We start from the raw sequence: 15,394 nt of genomic DNA on the forward strand, positions 1-15,394 counted from the left end.
AGTATTATGTGCGGAATTAGCCGGATCATACGGCGAGCTCGGCAATAATTTGTCCGACAGTCCACAAATCCCGCAGCCATGCGGATTTCAGACGAAAAATAAATGCCATCAACCGAATCAAGGGAGGGAATCCCCATGAAATGCCCATATTGCGAGCATTCCGGAACGAAGGTGCTGGATTCCCGTCCCGCCAACGGGGACAAGTCCATCCGCAGAAGGCGCGAATGCGAGCGCTGCAGCCGCAGGTTCACGACCTTCGAGATGATCGAGGAGACCCCTCTGATCGTCATCAAGAAGGATGGAAGCCGGGAGGAGTTCAGCCGGGACAAGATTCTGCGCGGGCTTATCCGCGCCTGCGAGAAGCGTCCCGTTCCTGCCGAGAGGCTGGAGGAGATCGTCTCCGAGGTCGAGAAGGAGATCCGCACGACCGCGCAGGCGGAAGTCGAGAGCCGCGATATCGGCGAGATCCTCATGCAGCAGCTGTATCCGGTCGACGAGGTCGCTTATGTGCGCTTCGCATCGGTGTACCGGCAGTTCAAGGACATCGACATGTTCATGAAGGAGCTGTCCAGCCTGCTGTCCAAAAACCCGGCGGACGCTTGATTTGCAGCAAAATGGAAAGACCTTCGCTGAAAAAAGCGAAGGTCTTTTTTTACATGGGTCAATGGAAGGGGATTCTGGATCATGCTCAGGTTCGTCTCCGCGATTCATCCATTCAACCATTGAACACGGCAAGCCGCAGTCAGTCTGCACCTCGCGAGTTACCACGCGCAGAATTTCAGCATCCTCATCTGCAACGCTGGAATTGCGGTTCCAGTCTGCTCGGCAGCAGCAAAAAAAGCACCCTCGAAGGATGCTTTTTTCATGGCGATCTTATTTTGCGTAGTAGCCGCCGTCGATCGGCAGCTCGACGCCGGTGATGTACGAGGATTCGTCGGAAGCAAGGAACAGGACGCCTTGCGCGATGTCTTCCGGCTTGCCGAGACGGGGCAGCGGAGTCTGCATCAGGAACCATTGCACCATCTGCTCGTCCTTCATCAGATCGACGGTCATCGGCGTTTCGATGTAGCCCGGGTGGATGGAGTTCGCGCGGATGTTGTGCTTGGCGTAATCGACCGCTGTCGCCTTCGTGAGCATGCGTACGGCGCCTTTGCTCGCGGTGTAGGGACCTGCGCCGCTGCCGCCCGTAAGGCCGGCGATGGAGGAGATGTTCACGATGGAGCCGCCTCCGGCTTCGATCATATGAGGAATCACGTATTTCTGGCCAAGGAAGATGCTCGTGACGTTGACCTTCATCGTGCGCTCCCAGCGATCAACGGTCTGATCCATGAATGGAACGGCGTCGGAGATGCCGGCATTGTTGACGAGGACATTGATCTGGCCGAACTTGGCGATCGCGGCGTCGACGACGGATACCCAGTCCTCTTCGGAGGCAACATTATGCTTGAGGCCAAGCGCTTCTCCGCCGAGGGCTTCGATTTCCTTTGCAACTTCCTGGATTTTTTCTTCCTGGAGATCGGTGATGACGACCTTCGCGCCTTCCTTGGCGAACAGAAGGGCGTCCGCTTTGCCCATGCCGCCTGCCGCGCCTGTAATGATCGCTACTTTGCCTTTGAGTCTGTCCATTTTCGTTTCCTCCTGTGGATTCGGTTTAGGTTTCTTGGATTCGCTTGTGGAGATGGGCGATCATTTTTTCATACGACTGGATCAGGAGATCCAATTCCTCGGATGAAAACTCGGTCCAAAGCCCCTCGGTCAGCTGCATGAACCGGGCTACAAGCCTTTGCTCGGCCGCATGGCCGGATTCCGTGATGCGGAGATTCACCTGCCGCCGGTCTTCTTCGCTGACGACGCGCTCGATGTAGCCCTTGTCGACGAGCTTGCCGCTCAGATTCGTCACGGCCGACGGAGTCACGCCTAGCTTGGCTGCAAGCTCGGAAGAGGTTTTGCTGCCCTCATGAGCGAGCGTCTGCAGGATAGAGTACTGAGGAGCCGTCATGTTGGCATCCTGCAGCTTGGCGTAGCTGTCGACAATCGTCTGCATATGAAGACTGATCAGTTGGGAGAGTCGATCCTGCTGTTCCAGCCGGCATCACCTCGGACATATTGGTTGAAATCATTTAATAGTTAATACCTTTTAACTATTTCAGTATAAACCCGTTTGAAAGCCATGGTCAACTTTTTTAAATTAACAGTTGACACTAATAATATGCCCATGGTATGATCTTTCTTGTCGCGGTGCTGATTTGTTTGAGAGAATGAAGAACAAATACATAGTCGAGACCGATCATACGGGGCCTTAGCTCAGCTGGGAGAGCGCATCGCTGGCAGCGATGAGGTCAGGGGTTCGATCCCCCTAGGCTCCATAATAGCATTCATGCAGAAAACCCTTGTATATCAAGGGTTTTCTGCTTTTTAGGGCCTTGGCAGAGGCCCTTTTCTTTTTGCTCAGAAACGAATTTGGTGCCGTTTTAGTACCATTAGTTTTTTAGTGCCGTAATGGACAACAACTTACATATGAACTGGTGCCGAAAAGCATGGCAACAAATTTGTCCGCCATCTCTTTCTGCATTTTCGGGAGAAGGTGGCTGTGCAGGTCCAATGTGAGATTCTTAATCTTCGGCTTGTTTAATTCTTGTTCCATTATACTCAACAAATTCATAACGTCTCTTAAACCATTCGTTTACAAGTATGAGCGAACCGGTAGGACGTCCAATTTTTTTTTGGAAATATCCCAACCTTTTTTCCGCTAGGCACACTATTTGATTATCAGGAATTACAGAGGCAATTGCGGAGGCGAATGATGGATTCGATCGGGTGGAACGGAAAAGAAGCGGCCGAAGCGATTCGGAGCTATGTCAAACCGATTTTCGGTTTTGCGTTGAACCGGGTTAAGCAGCGGGCGGAGGCGGAGGATCTGGCTCAGGAGATTATGCTGCAGTTGTTGAAATCCTTCTCAGGGAAGCCGGACATTCGGAGCCTGGACGCTTATGTTTGGACGGTTGCCCGATACACTTGGGTGAATTGGTTGAAAAAGCGTGCGCTCGCTCCCCAAGCAATTGAAATCAACGGCATGTCCGAACTGCCGGCCGACCCTTCCTGGGATCCGCTTGACCGGCTGCTGGAAACCGAAGCTTATCGCGGACTGCGCCGGGAAGTCGCGTTTCTGTCCGACATTCATCGCCGAATCGTAGTCATGTATTACTACGACGAGCTTAAAATCGTCGATATCGCGAATGCTCTGAACATTCCTGCCAATACGGTGAAGTGGCATCTGAGCGAGGCCAAAAAGGAGTTAAGGAAAGGAATGAACCGTATGCGCGCAACAGGAGCTTTAAGTGTCAATCCCGTCAGCATGGGGGAAATGGGCCATTCCGGTTTGGCCGGCAGACTGGGCGAAACCAACGATTTTCTTGGACGCGCCTTGGCGCAAAATATCGTTTACGCGGCTTATCGCAAGGCGCATACCGTCCATGAAATCGCGGAGGAGCTCGGAATGCCGCCGTCTTTGCTGGAAGACGAAGTCCGACACCTGGCCGATTACAATTTCCTCGTCCAAACCTCTCCCGGCAAATATCAAAGCAATACCATTGTCTGGGACACGATCGAGCTGGCCGGAGCCAGTCATCGATTCTATCAAGATTGCGCCGCCGAAGTGGCCGATGTTCATTTCGACGCGTTGATGGAGGTTCGCCGGCAAGTCGAAGATAGCGGAGTGTATAGTCCGGACGGCGACTATAACTTTCTGCTCTGGACCTTGCTGCCCAAGAACGTCGGGGAGCAATCCTGGCCGTGCATGCCGGCGGGCGACAACTTCGATGCGGTCGCGCCGATGCGAAAGGACGGGGGGCAGTATATCGCCTATGCAGCGTTGAACCGGAGCCGCAATGCCGATCCGGGGTTTGATCTGAATCGTTACGTCACCTTAGGTCCGATGCTCCGCTACGTCGAAGACAGCCCCTTATACTTGTGGCAATTCAATACGTACTGGAGCGACCGCCAGGATTGGCGTCACCTGGAATACCGGGATGTCGAGGTTTGCCATGCGTTCCGGCAAGGCGAACTGCCCGACAACGAAGAAAACCGCGAGTTATATTCGTTTCTGCTGGAGAAGGGGTACATCCGCAAGACGGAGGAGGGGTACAAGTTCAATGCGGTTTGGATCGACTCTCCACAAACGATGGGTCGGCTGAACAAGGCAATGCCGGATTTGTCCGACTTGTATGCGCCCGCTGTCGGTAAGCTCTACGATAAAATGCTCAAGCTGTTCTTGCAAAATCAGCCGAAGCATTTGGAGCCGCAGATTGCCTACATGGTGAGAGGCAATACCGGCGGCGGCCGGTTGGTCGCTTATATTTTGAAGCATTTGACCGACAACGGAAAGTTGAAAGCGCCGTTGCCGCACCAGAGGAAGACGATTACAACCTGGATGGGGCCGGTCAAGTAAGTCGGGTTCGGAAATGGATACGAAGAATGGCCGTTCCCGGGTGGTGGCGGCCATTTTCACGCAATACTCTGTCCAACGAAGTGATTATAAACATCGCTATTGCACCACGGCCCCCTCCTGAACGTATGAAAATGATCAAAAACCACCCATGACCTCACGTGCGTCATGGGTGGTTTTTGATCACAATCGCATCTGCCGGATTCTTCTCCCCTCACACGAAGGACCACCTAGCAAATTTATCTGACAATTTTTTATCCTTTCTCGACCGCAGCCCAGCCGTGAGAGGTCGGATGCTCCACATACTCAGTCAAGTGGAAGAACTTAGTTTACAGTAGGTATATATATAATTCACTTTCCTTTTCTCCAGATCTATTCAGCGAAACTGCCCGTTAGCTTAATCAACGGACGCTAGTCTAATACTTTATTTTCTAAGTCTACAACATTATTTTCCTAGTAAAACACTTTTTTATGAAGAGATCCCTCAACTGGATTAAGTATAATGGGAATTATAGGGAACGTAAGCGATTGAGAGCAAGGACTTTTTTTCTTGATAAAGTAGTTCGTAAGACTTAAATCCCAGCTTCTTCCTATCGATACCTTTTTTACACTGAATCGAGGAGGAAGGTTAAATGACAAAAAGAAAAAGCAAGAAGAAAGCTCAAGCAGATTTGCTGCAAAGTCTTGTTAGCACGCCGAGCGATTGAAGCGTTCAGGCATTGCTGAAATCGATAAAATGGACGGGCGGCAGTTTTTGAACATTACCTCGGACATCTTTTCCGCTCTCCTGAGCTCATTACCGAGCTCAAGACGCGATTGTCGTAACCAATTCAGACTTTACCGAGCAGGCTTGCAATCTAGCTAAGTCAAACCGTGTCCGTTTTATCAACCGTGAGGAGAGCAAAAGCATGCCGTTTAAAATTTCCATGGAATAAGAACGGGTGTTCGTAATATACTATCCCCATGAGGTGATACATATGCGGACTGCAAAACCATGGCCGGATGAAGGGCGGCTTAAGCCAAACGAAGAAGATGAAATCAAACGTGTAATTGCCTTGCAATTGATGCGGCCGGTCATTGAGGACAACAGGCAAAAGCTTCTGGAGCACAAGGGAGTGCTGCAGCGGGCTTACCGAATGACGCTGGAGGTATTTGCACAAAGGACGAGCGAAGAGCTTCAGCGGGAGCGTCGGAGGCTTTCAAACGAGCGAATCCATGTAAGGCAAGTGGTGCCACGGCGGGGGATGATCGTTATGAGCTACACATGCCGTTCGTTTCCAGGGGAGCTGGAGCTGACGCATCAAGAGGCGGAGTACCTCCGAGAGCAGTTGATTGATGATTACATCGAGTTCTTCTTTGGTCGAAAGTCGTAGGACAATTCCGTAACGGATTCAATGGATAACATTGCAAGTGGCATTCAGGAAATAAGTGCTAAACTAAATGAAGTCATTTACACTGCTGCTGATACTGCTGACAAGACAAACATGTGGTTAGGTATTATTGCTTGCACATTGATTGCCCACTTTCTATTTAACGTGTATAAGCATTTTGCAAAATAGGCTTGTACCCGCGACCCAATAAGGTCGCTTTTTCTTTGCCTGAATTTGCTTCCAGGCACCCAATCGGAAGAGCGGTAGAATCGGCATATTAGACTATGAAGGGAGGTGCAGCCGTGAAAGCACCGCAGGCAATGCTGCTGAGTAAGCGAGAAGAGCCATGGGACGATGACCGCTATATCTATGAACCAAAGATCGACGGACACCATTTGCTCTTGACGCTCTCGGGAGGCGGTGTACGGCTGCTCGCCCGGAATGGAAACGAAGTGACCGATCGTTACCCCGAGCTGCACAGCGTGCCGTCAGCGTGGAGCACATCGTCCTTGACGGCGAGGTTGCTTACCTCAACCCGGCGACAGGGCAGAATGAGTTCGAAACGGTTATGGAGCGCTTCAGACTCACCCCGCCTGAGAGGATTGTAGCATAAGAGTGGCTGCGGTATGTCTGAGAATCGTGGAACCTGATTGGGGACATCTGCATTCTTAATACCGTTGGTTATGGCCAATTAGCGTTTAGCGCTTTTTACTTCTGGGAGACGAGATAATCGGCAAGTTGATCGAAAGTGCCTTCAAGACCTTGTCGGATCATTGGAGCCATACCGTTGTAGGCTTCTTGCTCCTCAGCGGATGCGTTCACAGGGCCGCCTTTCAGTGTTAAGGCAGTTTTCCCTTCGTCATCTTCTAGCGTGATGATATTCATCGCTTCAAGAGGCCAGTTCGTGCTGAAAGGCGCTCGGATCGTATTGCCTTGTTCATCGGAAAAAGATTGGATAAAAGCCACTTTCTCGGGTTCAACAACCTCTTGGTATGCAAATTTTCCCCACATGACGTGGTGTCCGTCAGGAGACGTCTGATAACCTAAAAACTCGCCACCTGATCGAGCGTCCATTTTGACGACTTCGAGGGTAAACCCCTTTGGTCCCCACCATTTCGCGAAATGTTCCGGCTCTGTCCATGCTTGAAATACGAGTTCGCGAGGGGCATCAAATACACGTGTAAATGCAATCTCAACCGATTGATTCCTATTGTTGTTCATGAGAATCCTCCTTGTATTTTGCAGGGAACCTATGCCCTGCAAGATAAATGTGAAAGTTCCGACAATCAGTCCATGCTACAGAGTGCTTGAAGCCTGAACCAGCAGATTGGCCAGGAGGGAGTAATCGGGTGTATCCTCTTTACGGATTTTTATCCATTTTCTCTCTTCCGGTCCTTCAAATCCTTTTGGAAACGTAAGGCCGGAAGCATTCATGATCATGAATGCAATGGCATCTTTCGATGGTGAAATAACCGCTGCATAATGTCCATGTTTCAGAAAGTGGGGCTTTTTGTACTGAATGCGTTCCTCGGCTTCTGGAATAACCTGATGTACCATCTGGCGCAGCTGGTTGCTGACCTCGCTTTGCCATGGTTGACTAAGGTTCTCGATAAATGCGGAAACTTCCTCGTTCATCATCTCGTTTGCAGCTCCTTTTCACACTGTGTAGCAGGAAGAGTTAAAGATCTAACGAAGATTTTCACGTTCTCTTGTATGAACTCATCGAGACTGATGCCAGAATAATTGGTTCCAGCTTCCAAATCGTTCATGAACGCGCCATATTGAGCCATCATGAATGTAAATGCTTGCATGATAGGGTTCGGGCAAGCTATTTTTCCTTTTTCGCTCATTGCAATGAAGTAATCTGTCAGAAACGTCAATAGTTGGCGGGGATGCTGCAGTCGACGTTCTTTAAAGCCAGGGATATGGACCTCATCTTTTAAGGCGATCATAATCAGCTTTCGGTCTCGGTTCATGATGGCATGATATTTTTTGCTGATGGCTAGTAGGTCGATTTCCAACTCCCACACAATCTGCTCGTCGAAGAGAACTCGCATTTCTTCGGCATACTGAAAACGCTCAAGAGCGGTTTCCAGCAAATTTTGTTTGCTTCCGAAATGTCGAAAAAGCGTCTTTTCGCTTAATTCGGCAGATGAGGCTATTTCCTGTGTCGTGACGCCGTGGTAGCCTCTCTCTGATATTAAGTCGATTGCAGCCCTTAGCAATTTCTCCGCGCTCCCCTGCTTAATTTGACGCATGATCAACTCCCTTTCTGTAGATTAAGAAGTGTCTGTCAGTGGTGACTGACATTAATGTATTTCAAATTTATCATACCGTCAAGAGGCCTGCGACTCGCATAGCTCCCAGCATTGTGAGGCAAACATATTTGGCGGGCTGCCGACCATTCATGGGACGACCGGCAAATAATTCTTTCATCTGGCTTTGGTTCCCCCCTTTTTAGAGTTGTGGATCCATTTTTTTGAAAACGTTGATTTTTTTGAAAGGCAAAGCGATTGAAACCGGCTACGAGATTCGAACCGGTCCTGATGATAAAGGCTGCCGGCTTTCCGTCGTCCCATGATTGAACCGAATATAGGTAAGGAAAAAACGAAAACGGGACGAAGCCGAATGATCCTCGGCTTCGTCCCGTTTTCCGGCTTCGGCATAAAATCTGCCGGATTTCACAGGAAAGGAGCTTTTTTGGGAAAGCCCCGGTTTTCGTTCAAACCAAGAGCTGCCTAACGGCGCGAAGCGATATCATCGCGGACGATCACGTCGGCATGGATCATTTTGCGCTCGCGGCAGCTCTCGGGGTTGGAGATGCGCCACAGCATCTGATCGACGGCGCGGACGCCGAGCTGCTCCGTATTGACGTGGACGGTGGCCAGAATCGGATCCTCGCTGTACGTGTTGTCGAATCCCGTCACAAGGCATTGCTCCGGCACAGACACTCCCATCCCCGCAAGCGCTTCGATGGTGATCCTGGCCCAGAAATCGTTCGCACATACAAAAACCTCGGGAAGCTTATCCGGCTGCACATGCCCGACAAACGTCTCGTGAAATTGGTTCCCGATGCTCTTGCCGGTCAGCTCGGGAATCTGTTGATGCGGGACCTTGTGCTCATCCAGCGCAAAGCGAAAGCCTAGCCATCTCTCATAGTAGCTGTGCGCGTCCGTGATATCGCCGACGAACTGAAAGCTCCGGAAGCCCTTGCGCAGCAAATACAGCATGATTTCCTGCATGCCGGCGAGGTTGTCCGTAAAGATGCTGTCGCAGTGGAAGGCGGGATCCAGATGGTCGACCATGACGACGGGGATGCGGAGACGTTTGATCTCGAGCAGAATCGAGGTCGAAATGCTGCCGAGGGTGATGATGCCCCGGATCGCCTGCGGATTGAGCAGGGTGAACAGCTGGTCGACGGATGGCTCCGTCAAAGTGAGAATATGGATTCCCCGGGCATTGAGCCGGGAGGTGACTCCGTTGAACAAAGGCCCCCAATAGATCGACTCCGGATTCTGGTAACGGATGTTGGGGAAAAGGATGACGACGGTTCCGCCGAAGGCGCCATCATCGATCACAGGCAGTTCTGCCTTGGACAAGGGCTCCGCAGGCGCCGCCGCGGGGTTGTCCTTGAAGTATCCGAGCCGTCCGGCGGCCCTCAGGATCAAGTCCCGCGTCTGCTCGCTCACGCCGGATTTGCCGGACAGCGCTCGCGATACGGCGAATTTGGACAATCCGGTGAAAGCGGCTATTTCCTGAATGGTGACTTTAGTCTTCATACAATCATCCTTAAGCTCCAAATTTCCTGTTTCTCTACCTCGCTCCAGTATACAACAAGCCGCTGAGCTCTACTAACCTTCCCTGTACCGATGTCGAAAATAATCCGTTAGTCCTAATGCTGATAGTGAATTTCATATTGCCTAATATGTTAGGTTACAAATAACAAAAATTCAACTTCAGCCTAAACTTTATTTCAGGAAGCTGAACGAACCGAAAGTCCCTTGAATAGGAGGCAATTCGAAAGTTTCAGACAGAGAACCTCTTCTCTAAAAAGGAGAGAATTATTTTTGTTGACGCTTACATACAGTTTATGGTACCGTTCATTTTGCAATGATAATAACTTGATACCTAACAAAAATAATTAAATATTAAAAAATGTTATGTGTCGAGAGCGCCGAATTCATCACCATTCCCGGGAGGTCTTATCGATGACAAGCAAATGGAAAGCATTGTCCGTCCTCACCCTCAGCGGATTGCTGCTGGCAGCAGGCTGCAGCTCCAACAACGGCGGAAGCCCTGCAACCTCTTCAGCTCCTACGGCAGCGCCGGCAAATGAAAGCGCATCCCCTTCTCCCAGCCCTTCTTCGGGTCCAGCTCCTGCCGAGGCGCCCGATCTCGGCGGCCGCATCATCAAGGTGTCGGCCTGGTGGGATCTGAAGCCGGCAGGCACAACCGCCTCCGACAAGGCCCGTCTGGACAAGATCGCCGAGGTGGAGAAGAAATACAACGTCAAGTTCGAATTCGTCAACGTCCCGTTCGAGAATTACATGGATAAGTTCACGACAACCGTGCTGGCAGGAGAGCCGTTCGCGGATATCATGCAGATGGAGTACAAGTCCGCTCTGCCTGCCATCAAGAAAGGCCAGCTGCTGCCGATCTCCGAGTTCACGACTCCCGACAGCAACATCAACAAGGAAGCCAATCTCATCGCCAAATATCCGGCCATCGCCGGCGGCGAGTACGCCTTCGACAATCCGACTAGCATCGGCTTGGGCCTTCACTACAACCGCGACATCTTCAAGAAGCTTTCGCTGCCGGATCCGCAGGAGCTGTACGCGAAGGGCGAATGGAGCTGGGACACTTTCCTCGATCTGGCGAAAAAAGCGACGAAGGATACGGACAATGACGGCAAGAACGACGTATTCGGCTTCTCGGGCTGGGCGAACGATGCCTTCAAGCATTTCACCGCGGCCAACGGCGGCTCCGTCGTGGACGACCAGAACGGCAAGGAGGGCCTGAGCGATCCGAAAACGATCGAAGCAGCCGAGTTCGTGAAGCGCCTCTACAACGTGGAGAACGTCGTCAAGGTCAAGACGGGCGACAAAACGAACTGGGAAGAGAGCAATACATTCAAGGATGGGGATGTCGCGCTGTTCACGGCGGCTGAATGGCAGCTGCCGGACCTCAAATTCGAGGTCGGCCTTGTGCCGATTCCGAACGGCCCACAAGGAAGCAAGGAGATCACGTATGCGAATACGGCCCAATCCGGCAAATTCATTCCGAAGGGCGTCAAGGATCCCAAGCTCGTCTACCAAATCTACGAAGAGACCTTCGACATTCCGCAGATCGAAGAGTATCCGGGCCAGGATTACCTCGAAAGCCTGTATACCGACGAAGCGGATATCAAGATGATGCGCGAGCATATCGCCGGTACCGGCAAGATCACGCTCGATGACGCTTATCCGGAATATCCGACCGGGGCGTTCGTGTCGGATATCATCAAGAACAACGCTTCCGTTGCGGCTACAGCGGAGAAGTACAAAGCCCAGGCCCAGGCTTCCATCGACAAGCTGAAGTAAAGGACCGGCAAGGGCAGCGAACGGCGACCCTCCTGGGAGCCGTCCGCTGCCTTCACGCCGTCAGCTACCGAACTGCAAGGGGAGGATATGAGGCATGGCTGGATTGAGCCTACATAAGGGAATGGCCAGGGCGGGAGCCGCTTTGCTGAGCGTATCGCTGCTGCTGGCTTTGGCGGCAGGAGCCGTGAGCTCGCCGGCAAGCAAAGCCGAGGCTGCCGGAGCCCCGGCGAGTGGATGGCCTCGGCCGACGGCAAGCAAGGCAAGCAGCTATGCAGCCTACATAGAGCCGCATTCCAACGCTCCGAAGCCGGAGCGGGAGATTGTCATCGAAGCGGCATCGTATTCCTCCGCCGTAAGCGGCGATTTTGCCATCAAGAACAATTGGGAAGGGATGAGCGGAGCTTCCCTGCTTACGGGCGAAAGCGGCACGGTCGAATGGACGGTCGATATTCCCGAGGAGGGCTTGTACCAGCTGGCGCTCGCCTATTTTCCGACGGAAGGAAAAAGCTCGGCGATCGAAAGAGAGCTGAGGATCGACGGCAGCCTTCCTTTCGCCGAGGCGCAGTACCTTCAGTTCGACCGGGTATGGGTCAACGAGAAGGATGATGTGGAGAGGGACAATCAGGACAACGATCTCCGTCCCAGGCAGAAGGAGCAGCCGCGCTGGATGGAGCAGCCGCTCGAGGATCCGAACGGCTACGAGCAGGAGCCTTACCGGTTCTACTTTTCAAAAGGAGCCCACAAGCTCTCGCTCACATCGGGTCGCGAGCCGATGGCGATTCGTTCCCTGAAGCTGTATCAGGCGCCGAAACCGCCTTCTTACGAGGAGGCGAAGGCGGCCTACGGAGCGGGAGACGGCCGGCCATCTGGCGTTCTGCTGCGAGTGGAAGGAGAGTCGGCCGCAGCCAAGTCTTCCCCGACGCTCTACCCGATGACGGAAAGATCGAGTCCCGCGGTCAAGCCTTACAGCGCCTCCAAGATCCGGGTGAACACGATCGGCGGCTACAACTGGCGGCTGCCGGGCGAATGGATCGAATGGGTGGCCGAGGTGCCGGAAACGGGACTGTACCGGATCGCCTTCAACAGCCAGCAGAATTTCGTCAAAGGAATCTATGCCACCCGCAAGCTCACGATCGACGGGAAGGCTCCTTTTGCCGAGATGGAAGCCGTGCCGTTCCGCTACAAGAGCGGATACCGCTTGGATGTGATGGGTGGAGAGGAGCCCTTTCTGTTCCGGCTTGAGCAAGGAAAGCATGTCATCCGGCTGCAGGCGGTTCTGGGGGATTTCGCGCCGCTGATCCAGAGCGTCGAAGACAGCCTCTACAGCTTGAATGCGATGTACCGTCAGATTCTGATGATTACGGGGACGAAGCCGGATGAGTTCCGGGATTACCGGATCGAACGCCACATTCCGAACCTGCTGGAGGTTTTCGGAGCGGAGAGCAAGCGTCTGAAAGACATCGCCTCGGAGCTTCGCAAGCTGTCCGGCCGATCGAGCGACCAGGAAGCGCTGCTGAACACGATGTCCAGGCAGCTGGACGAGATGATCGCGAGCCCGGATACGATACCGCGCCGTTTGAACGCCTACAAGACCAACACAGGGGGCCTCGGCACCTGGGTGCAGCAGGCGAGGGAGCAGCCGCTGGAGATCGATGCGCTGTACGTGGCTTCCCCCGACATGAAGATTCCGGACACGGGAACGGGCATCTGGGCGCAGCTGAAGCATGAAGCGGGCACCTTCATGAGCTCTTTCTTCACGGACTACAACAACATCGGCAACGTGTCCGACGGCAAGCAGAGCCGCACGGTCACGGTATGGATCGGCAGCGGACGCGACCAGGCGAATACGATGAAGGCGATGATCGACGAGAGCTTCACTCCGGGCAGCGGCATCAGCGTCAATCTGAAGCTCGTGAACATGGGGACGCTGCTGCCGGCGACGCTTTCCGGAGAAGGTCCGGATGTGGCGATGCAGATCGGCAACGACCTTCCCGTCAACTTCGCCATGCGGCGTTCCGCGGTCGACCTGACCGGATTCCCGGACTTCGGGACTGCGGCCAAGGAGTTCCGCGACAGCGCCATCGTGCCCTACCGCTATGAGTCCGGCGTATACGCCTTGCCCGAGACACAGACGTTCAACATGCTTTTCTACCGCAAGGACGTCCTGCAGGAGCTCGGGCTCGAGGTGCCCCGGACATGGGAGGATGTGCAGGATCTGCTGTCCATCCTGAGCAAGAACCATATGGAATTCGGACTGCCTGTCGTCGCCCAGGCGAATATGCAGGGCGTCAATATCCCTCCGAACTCCCAATACTCCACTCTGCTGCTGCAAAACGGCGGTTCCTTCTATCGGGATCAGGGGCGGCAGTCGGATCTGGATTCGCGCGCAGGGATCGAAACCTTCAAGCAGTGGACGGAATTCTATACGGACTACAAGCTTGAGCGCGAATACGACTTCGCCAACCGGTTCCGGACCGGCCAGATGCCGATCGGGATTGCGGATTACACGATGTACAACCAGCTCTCCGTCTTCGCTCCGGAGATCCGCGGGCAATGGGGCTTCGTCCCGATTCCCGGAACGGTGCAGCAGGACGGCTCCATCCGCAGGGACACGCCGGCTTCCGGAAGCGGCGTCATGATGCTGCGGGAAGCGCGCGACAAGGAGGCTGCCTGGCAGTTCATGAAGTGGTGGACCAGCGCCGGCATCCAGGCTGAATTCGGCCGCGAGATGGAAGGGCTGATGGGGGCGGCCGCACGCTATCCGACAGCCAACATCGCCGCGCTGGATTCCCTTCCTTGGCCGGCTCAGGACTATGCCAGCCTCAAAGAGCAGTTCGCGGAGGTCAAGGGCGTGCCCGAGGTGCCGGGAGGCTACTTTACCGGAAGGCATTTGTTCAACGCCTTCTATCAGACCGTCGTCGGAGGCGTGGAGGCCAGAGAGTCCATGATGGACTACACGGAATACATTCAAGATGAAATTCGCACCAAGCGCAAGGAATTCGGACTGCCGTAAAGCTTGGGGGGAGGACTGACCATGCCGCAACCATCGGTTCAAAACGAACAGACTGCCGCCCAAGCCCCGGCCCGGTCCCGGCTTGCGGCTCGGCTAAGCCTGCTGTGGCAGCAAATCAAGGCCTCACGGCACAGCTATTTTCTCATGGCGCCTTATATGGCGCTGTTCTTCCTGTTCACCGTCGTGCCTGTCGTCATCTCGATTCTGCTCAGCTTCACTTATTTCAACATGCTGGAATTCCCGAAATTCATCGGCTGGCAGAACTATGTCCGTCTGTTCCTGGAGGACGACGTTTTTCTGATCGCCATCAAGAATACGATCCTGTTCGCGATCATCACCGGGCCGATCAGCTATATCGCCTGCTTCGTCTTCGCATGGATCATCAACGAGCTTCCGCCCAAGCTGAGAGCGTTCATGACGCTCGTCTTCTACGCTCCGTCCATATCGGGCAACGTGTATTTCATCTGGCTGATGATCTTCTCCGGAGACCGCTACGGCATCGCGAACGGGCTGCTGATCAAGCTCGGCGTCATTCTGGAGCCGATCCTGTGGCTCAAGACGGAAGCCTACGTCATGCCCATCATCATTCTCGTCCAGCTGTGGCTCAGCCTCGGCACCGGCTTCCTGGCCTTCATCGCCGGCCTGCAGACGGTAGACCGCACGCTGTATGAGGCCGGCGCCGTCGACGGCATCCGCAACCGCTGGCAGGAGCTCTGGTATATCACGCTGCCTTCGATGCGGCCTCAGCTGATGTTCGGAGCGGTCATCCAGCTGACAGCCTCGTTTGCGGTGGCCGACGTCTCGATCGCCCTGGCCGGCTTCCCGAGCGTGAATTACGCCGCGGAGACCGTCGTCACGCATCTGATCGACTTCGGCACGAACCGGTTCGAGATGGGATATGCTTCGGCGATCGCGACCGTGCTTTTCCTCCTGATGGTCGGCACGAATCTGCTCGTCCAAAAACTGCTTAGAAGGGTAGGGGAATAAC

General features: G+C 53.6%; 13 protein-coding genes and 1 tRNA gene. 8 read left to right on the plus strand and 6 right to left on the minus strand.

Features of this window, described 5'->3' with window-relative positions:
• The first annotated feature begins 135 nt into the window (after nt 1-135).
• Nucleotides 136-603: a transcriptional regulator NrdR gene (gene nrdR / locus CIC07_RS08750; RefSeq protein ID WP_048745439.1), complete on the plus strand. Its 468-nt coding sequence runs from the start codon at nt 136-138 to the stop codon at nt 601-603.
• A 270-nt stretch (nt 604-873) separates the two neighbouring features.
• On the opposite strand, the gene CIC07_RS08755 is transcribed toward nrdR, so the two are convergent.
• A complete protein-coding gene (locus CIC07_RS08755; protein WP_076358265.1) occupies nt 874-1,626 on the minus strand; it encodes an SDR family NAD(P)-dependent oxidoreductase in 753 nt (250 codons plus the stop codon).
• A gap of 25 nt (nt 1,627-1,651) precedes the next feature.
• On the minus strand, nt 1,652-2,044 hold the full coding sequence (locus CIC07_RS08760) for a MarR family winged helix-turn-helix transcriptional regulator (RefSeq protein ID WP_234993015.1): 393 nt from the start codon (nt 2,042-2,044) through the stop codon (nt 1,652-1,654).
• Between the two features lie 249 nt (nt 2,045-2,293).
• On the opposite strand from CIC07_RS08760, the gene CIC07_RS08765 reads away from it, so the two are divergent.
• The 4 genes from CIC07_RS08765 (at nt 2,294) to CIC07_RS08780 (ending at nt 5,817) form a co-directional block, all read left to right on the plus strand.
• Nucleotides 2,294-2,366, plus strand: a tRNA-Ala gene (locus tag CIC07_RS08765).
• Between the two features lie 434 nt (nt 2,367-2,800).
• The gene (locus tag CIC07_RS08770) at nt 2,801-4,447 is read left to right on the plus strand and encodes an RNA polymerase sigma factor (protein ID WP_083688378.1); all 1,647 of its coding nucleotides are present in this window, start codon (nt 2,801-2,803) and stop codon (nt 4,445-4,447) included.
• 812 nt (nt 4,448-5,259) lie between these two features.
• A complete protein-coding gene (locus CIC07_RS25830) occupies nt 5,260-5,379 on the plus strand; it encodes a PDDEXK family nuclease (RefSeq protein WP_083688470.1) in 120 nt (39 codons plus the stop codon).
• A gap of 42 nt (nt 5,380-5,421) precedes the next feature.
• Nucleotides 5,422-5,817: a YhjD family protein gene (locus CIC07_RS08780; RefSeq protein WP_076358262.1), complete on the plus strand. Its 396-nt coding sequence runs from the start codon at nt 5,422-5,424 to the stop codon at nt 5,815-5,817.
• A gap of 705 nt (nt 5,818-6,522) precedes the next feature.
• On the opposite strand, the gene CIC07_RS08785 is transcribed toward CIC07_RS08780, so the two are convergent.
• The 4 genes from CIC07_RS08785 to CIC07_RS08800 all read right to left on the minus strand — a co-directional run bounded on the left by CIC07_RS08785 (nt 6,523) and on the right by CIC07_RS08800 (nt 9,593).
• The gene (locus tag CIC07_RS08785) at nt 6,523-7,035 is read right to left on the minus strand and encodes an SRPBCC family protein (RefSeq protein ID WP_076358261.1); all 513 of its coding nucleotides are present in this window, start codon (nt 7,033-7,035) and stop codon (nt 6,523-6,525) included.
• A 75-nt stretch (nt 7,036-7,110) separates the two neighbouring features.
• Nucleotides 7,111-7,449 (minus strand): DUF1801 domain-containing protein, encoded by a 339-nt coding sequence (locus CIC07_RS08790; RefSeq protein ID WP_076358521.1) that lies wholly within the window; start codon nt 7,447-7,449, stop codon nt 7,111-7,113.
• Nucleotides 7,449-8,072, minus strand: a complete 624-nt coding sequence (locus CIC07_RS08795; protein WP_076358260.1) for a TetR/AcrR family transcriptional regulator — start codon at nt 8,070-8,072, stop codon at nt 7,449-7,451. Before CIC07_RS08795 ends, CIC07_RS08790 begins: the two co-directional genes overlap by 1 nt.
• Before the next feature lie 480 nt (nt 8,073-8,552).
• A complete protein-coding gene (locus CIC07_RS08800) occupies nt 8,553-9,593 on the minus strand; it encodes a LacI family DNA-binding transcriptional regulator (protein WP_076358259.1) in 1,041 nt (346 codons plus the stop codon).
• 429 nt (nt 9,594-10,022) lie between these two features.
• Here CIC07_RS08800 and CIC07_RS08805 point away from each other — a divergent pair, with 429 nt between their 5' ends.
• The 3 genes from CIC07_RS08805 (at nt 10,023) to CIC07_RS08815 (ending at nt 15,393) form a co-directional block, all read left to right on the plus strand.
• Entirely contained in the window at nt 10,023-11,393 is a 1,371-nt protein-coding gene (locus CIC07_RS08805; RefSeq protein WP_076358258.1) for an ABC transporter substrate-binding protein, read from the plus strand.
• A gap of 94 nt (nt 11,394-11,487) precedes the next feature.
• The gene (locus tag CIC07_RS08810; protein ID WP_083688376.1) at nt 11,488-14,406 is read left to right on the plus strand and encodes an extracellular solute-binding protein; all 2,919 of its coding nucleotides are present in this window, start codon (nt 11,488-11,490) and stop codon (nt 14,404-14,406) included.
• Nucleotides 14,407-14,427: 21 nt separating this feature from the next.
• Entirely contained in the window at nt 14,428-15,393 is a 966-nt protein-coding gene (locus tag CIC07_RS08815; RefSeq protein WP_076358256.1) for a carbohydrate ABC transporter permease, read from the plus strand.
• Nucleotide 15,394 lies beyond the last annotated feature (1 nt).

Origin of the sequence: Paenibacillus sp. RUD330, assembly GCF_002243345.2 — a bacterium.
Lineage (GTDB): Bacteria > Bacillota > Bacilli > Paenibacillales > Paenibacillaceae > Paenibacillus_O.

Coding starts and splice junctions, on each gene's coding strand:
- CIC07_RS08795 (WP_076358260.1), bottom strand. CDS start 8,072: ATGCGTCAAATTAAGCAGGGGAGCGCGGAGAAATTGCTAAGGGCTGCA.
- CIC07_RS08760 (WP_234993015.1), bottom strand. CDS start 2,044: ATGCAGACGATTGTCGACAGCTACGCCAAGCTGCAGGATGCCAACATG.
- CIC07_RS08790 (WP_076358521.1), bottom strand. CDS start 7,449: ATGAACGAGGAAGTTTCCGCATTTATCGAGAACCTTAGTCAACCATGG.
- CIC07_RS08800 (WP_076358259.1), bottom strand. CDS start 9,593: ATGAAGACTAAAGTCACCATTCAGGAAATAGCCGCTTTCACCGGATTG.
- CIC07_RS08815 (WP_076358256.1), top strand. CDS start 14,428: ATGCCGCAACCATCGGTTCAAAACGAACAGACTGCCGCCCAAGCCCCG.
- CIC07_RS08810 (WP_083688376.1), top strand. CDS start 11,488: ATGGCTGGATTGAGCCTACATAAGGGAATGGCCAGGGCGGGAGCCGCT.
- CIC07_RS08755 (WP_076358265.1), bottom strand. CDS start 1,626: ATGGACAGACTCAAAGGCAAAGTAGCGATCATTACAGGCGCGGCAGGC.
- CIC07_RS08770 (WP_083688378.1), top strand. CDS start 2,801: ATGATGGATTCGATCGGGTGGAACGGAAAAGAAGCGGCCGAAGCGATT.
- CIC07_RS08780 (WP_076358262.1), top strand. CDS start 5,422: ATGCGGACTGCAAAACCATGGCCGGATGAAGGGCGGCTTAAGCCAAAC.
- CIC07_RS08785 (WP_076358261.1), bottom strand. CDS start 7,035: ATGAACAACAATAGGAATCAATCGGTTGAGATTGCATTTACACGTGTA.
- CIC07_RS08805 (WP_076358258.1), top strand. CDS start 10,023: ATGACAAGCAAATGGAAAGCATTGTCCGTCCTCACCCTCAGCGGATTG.
- nrdR (WP_048745439.1), top strand. CDS start 136: ATGAAATGCCCATATTGCGAGCATTCCGGAACGAAGGTGCTGGATTCC.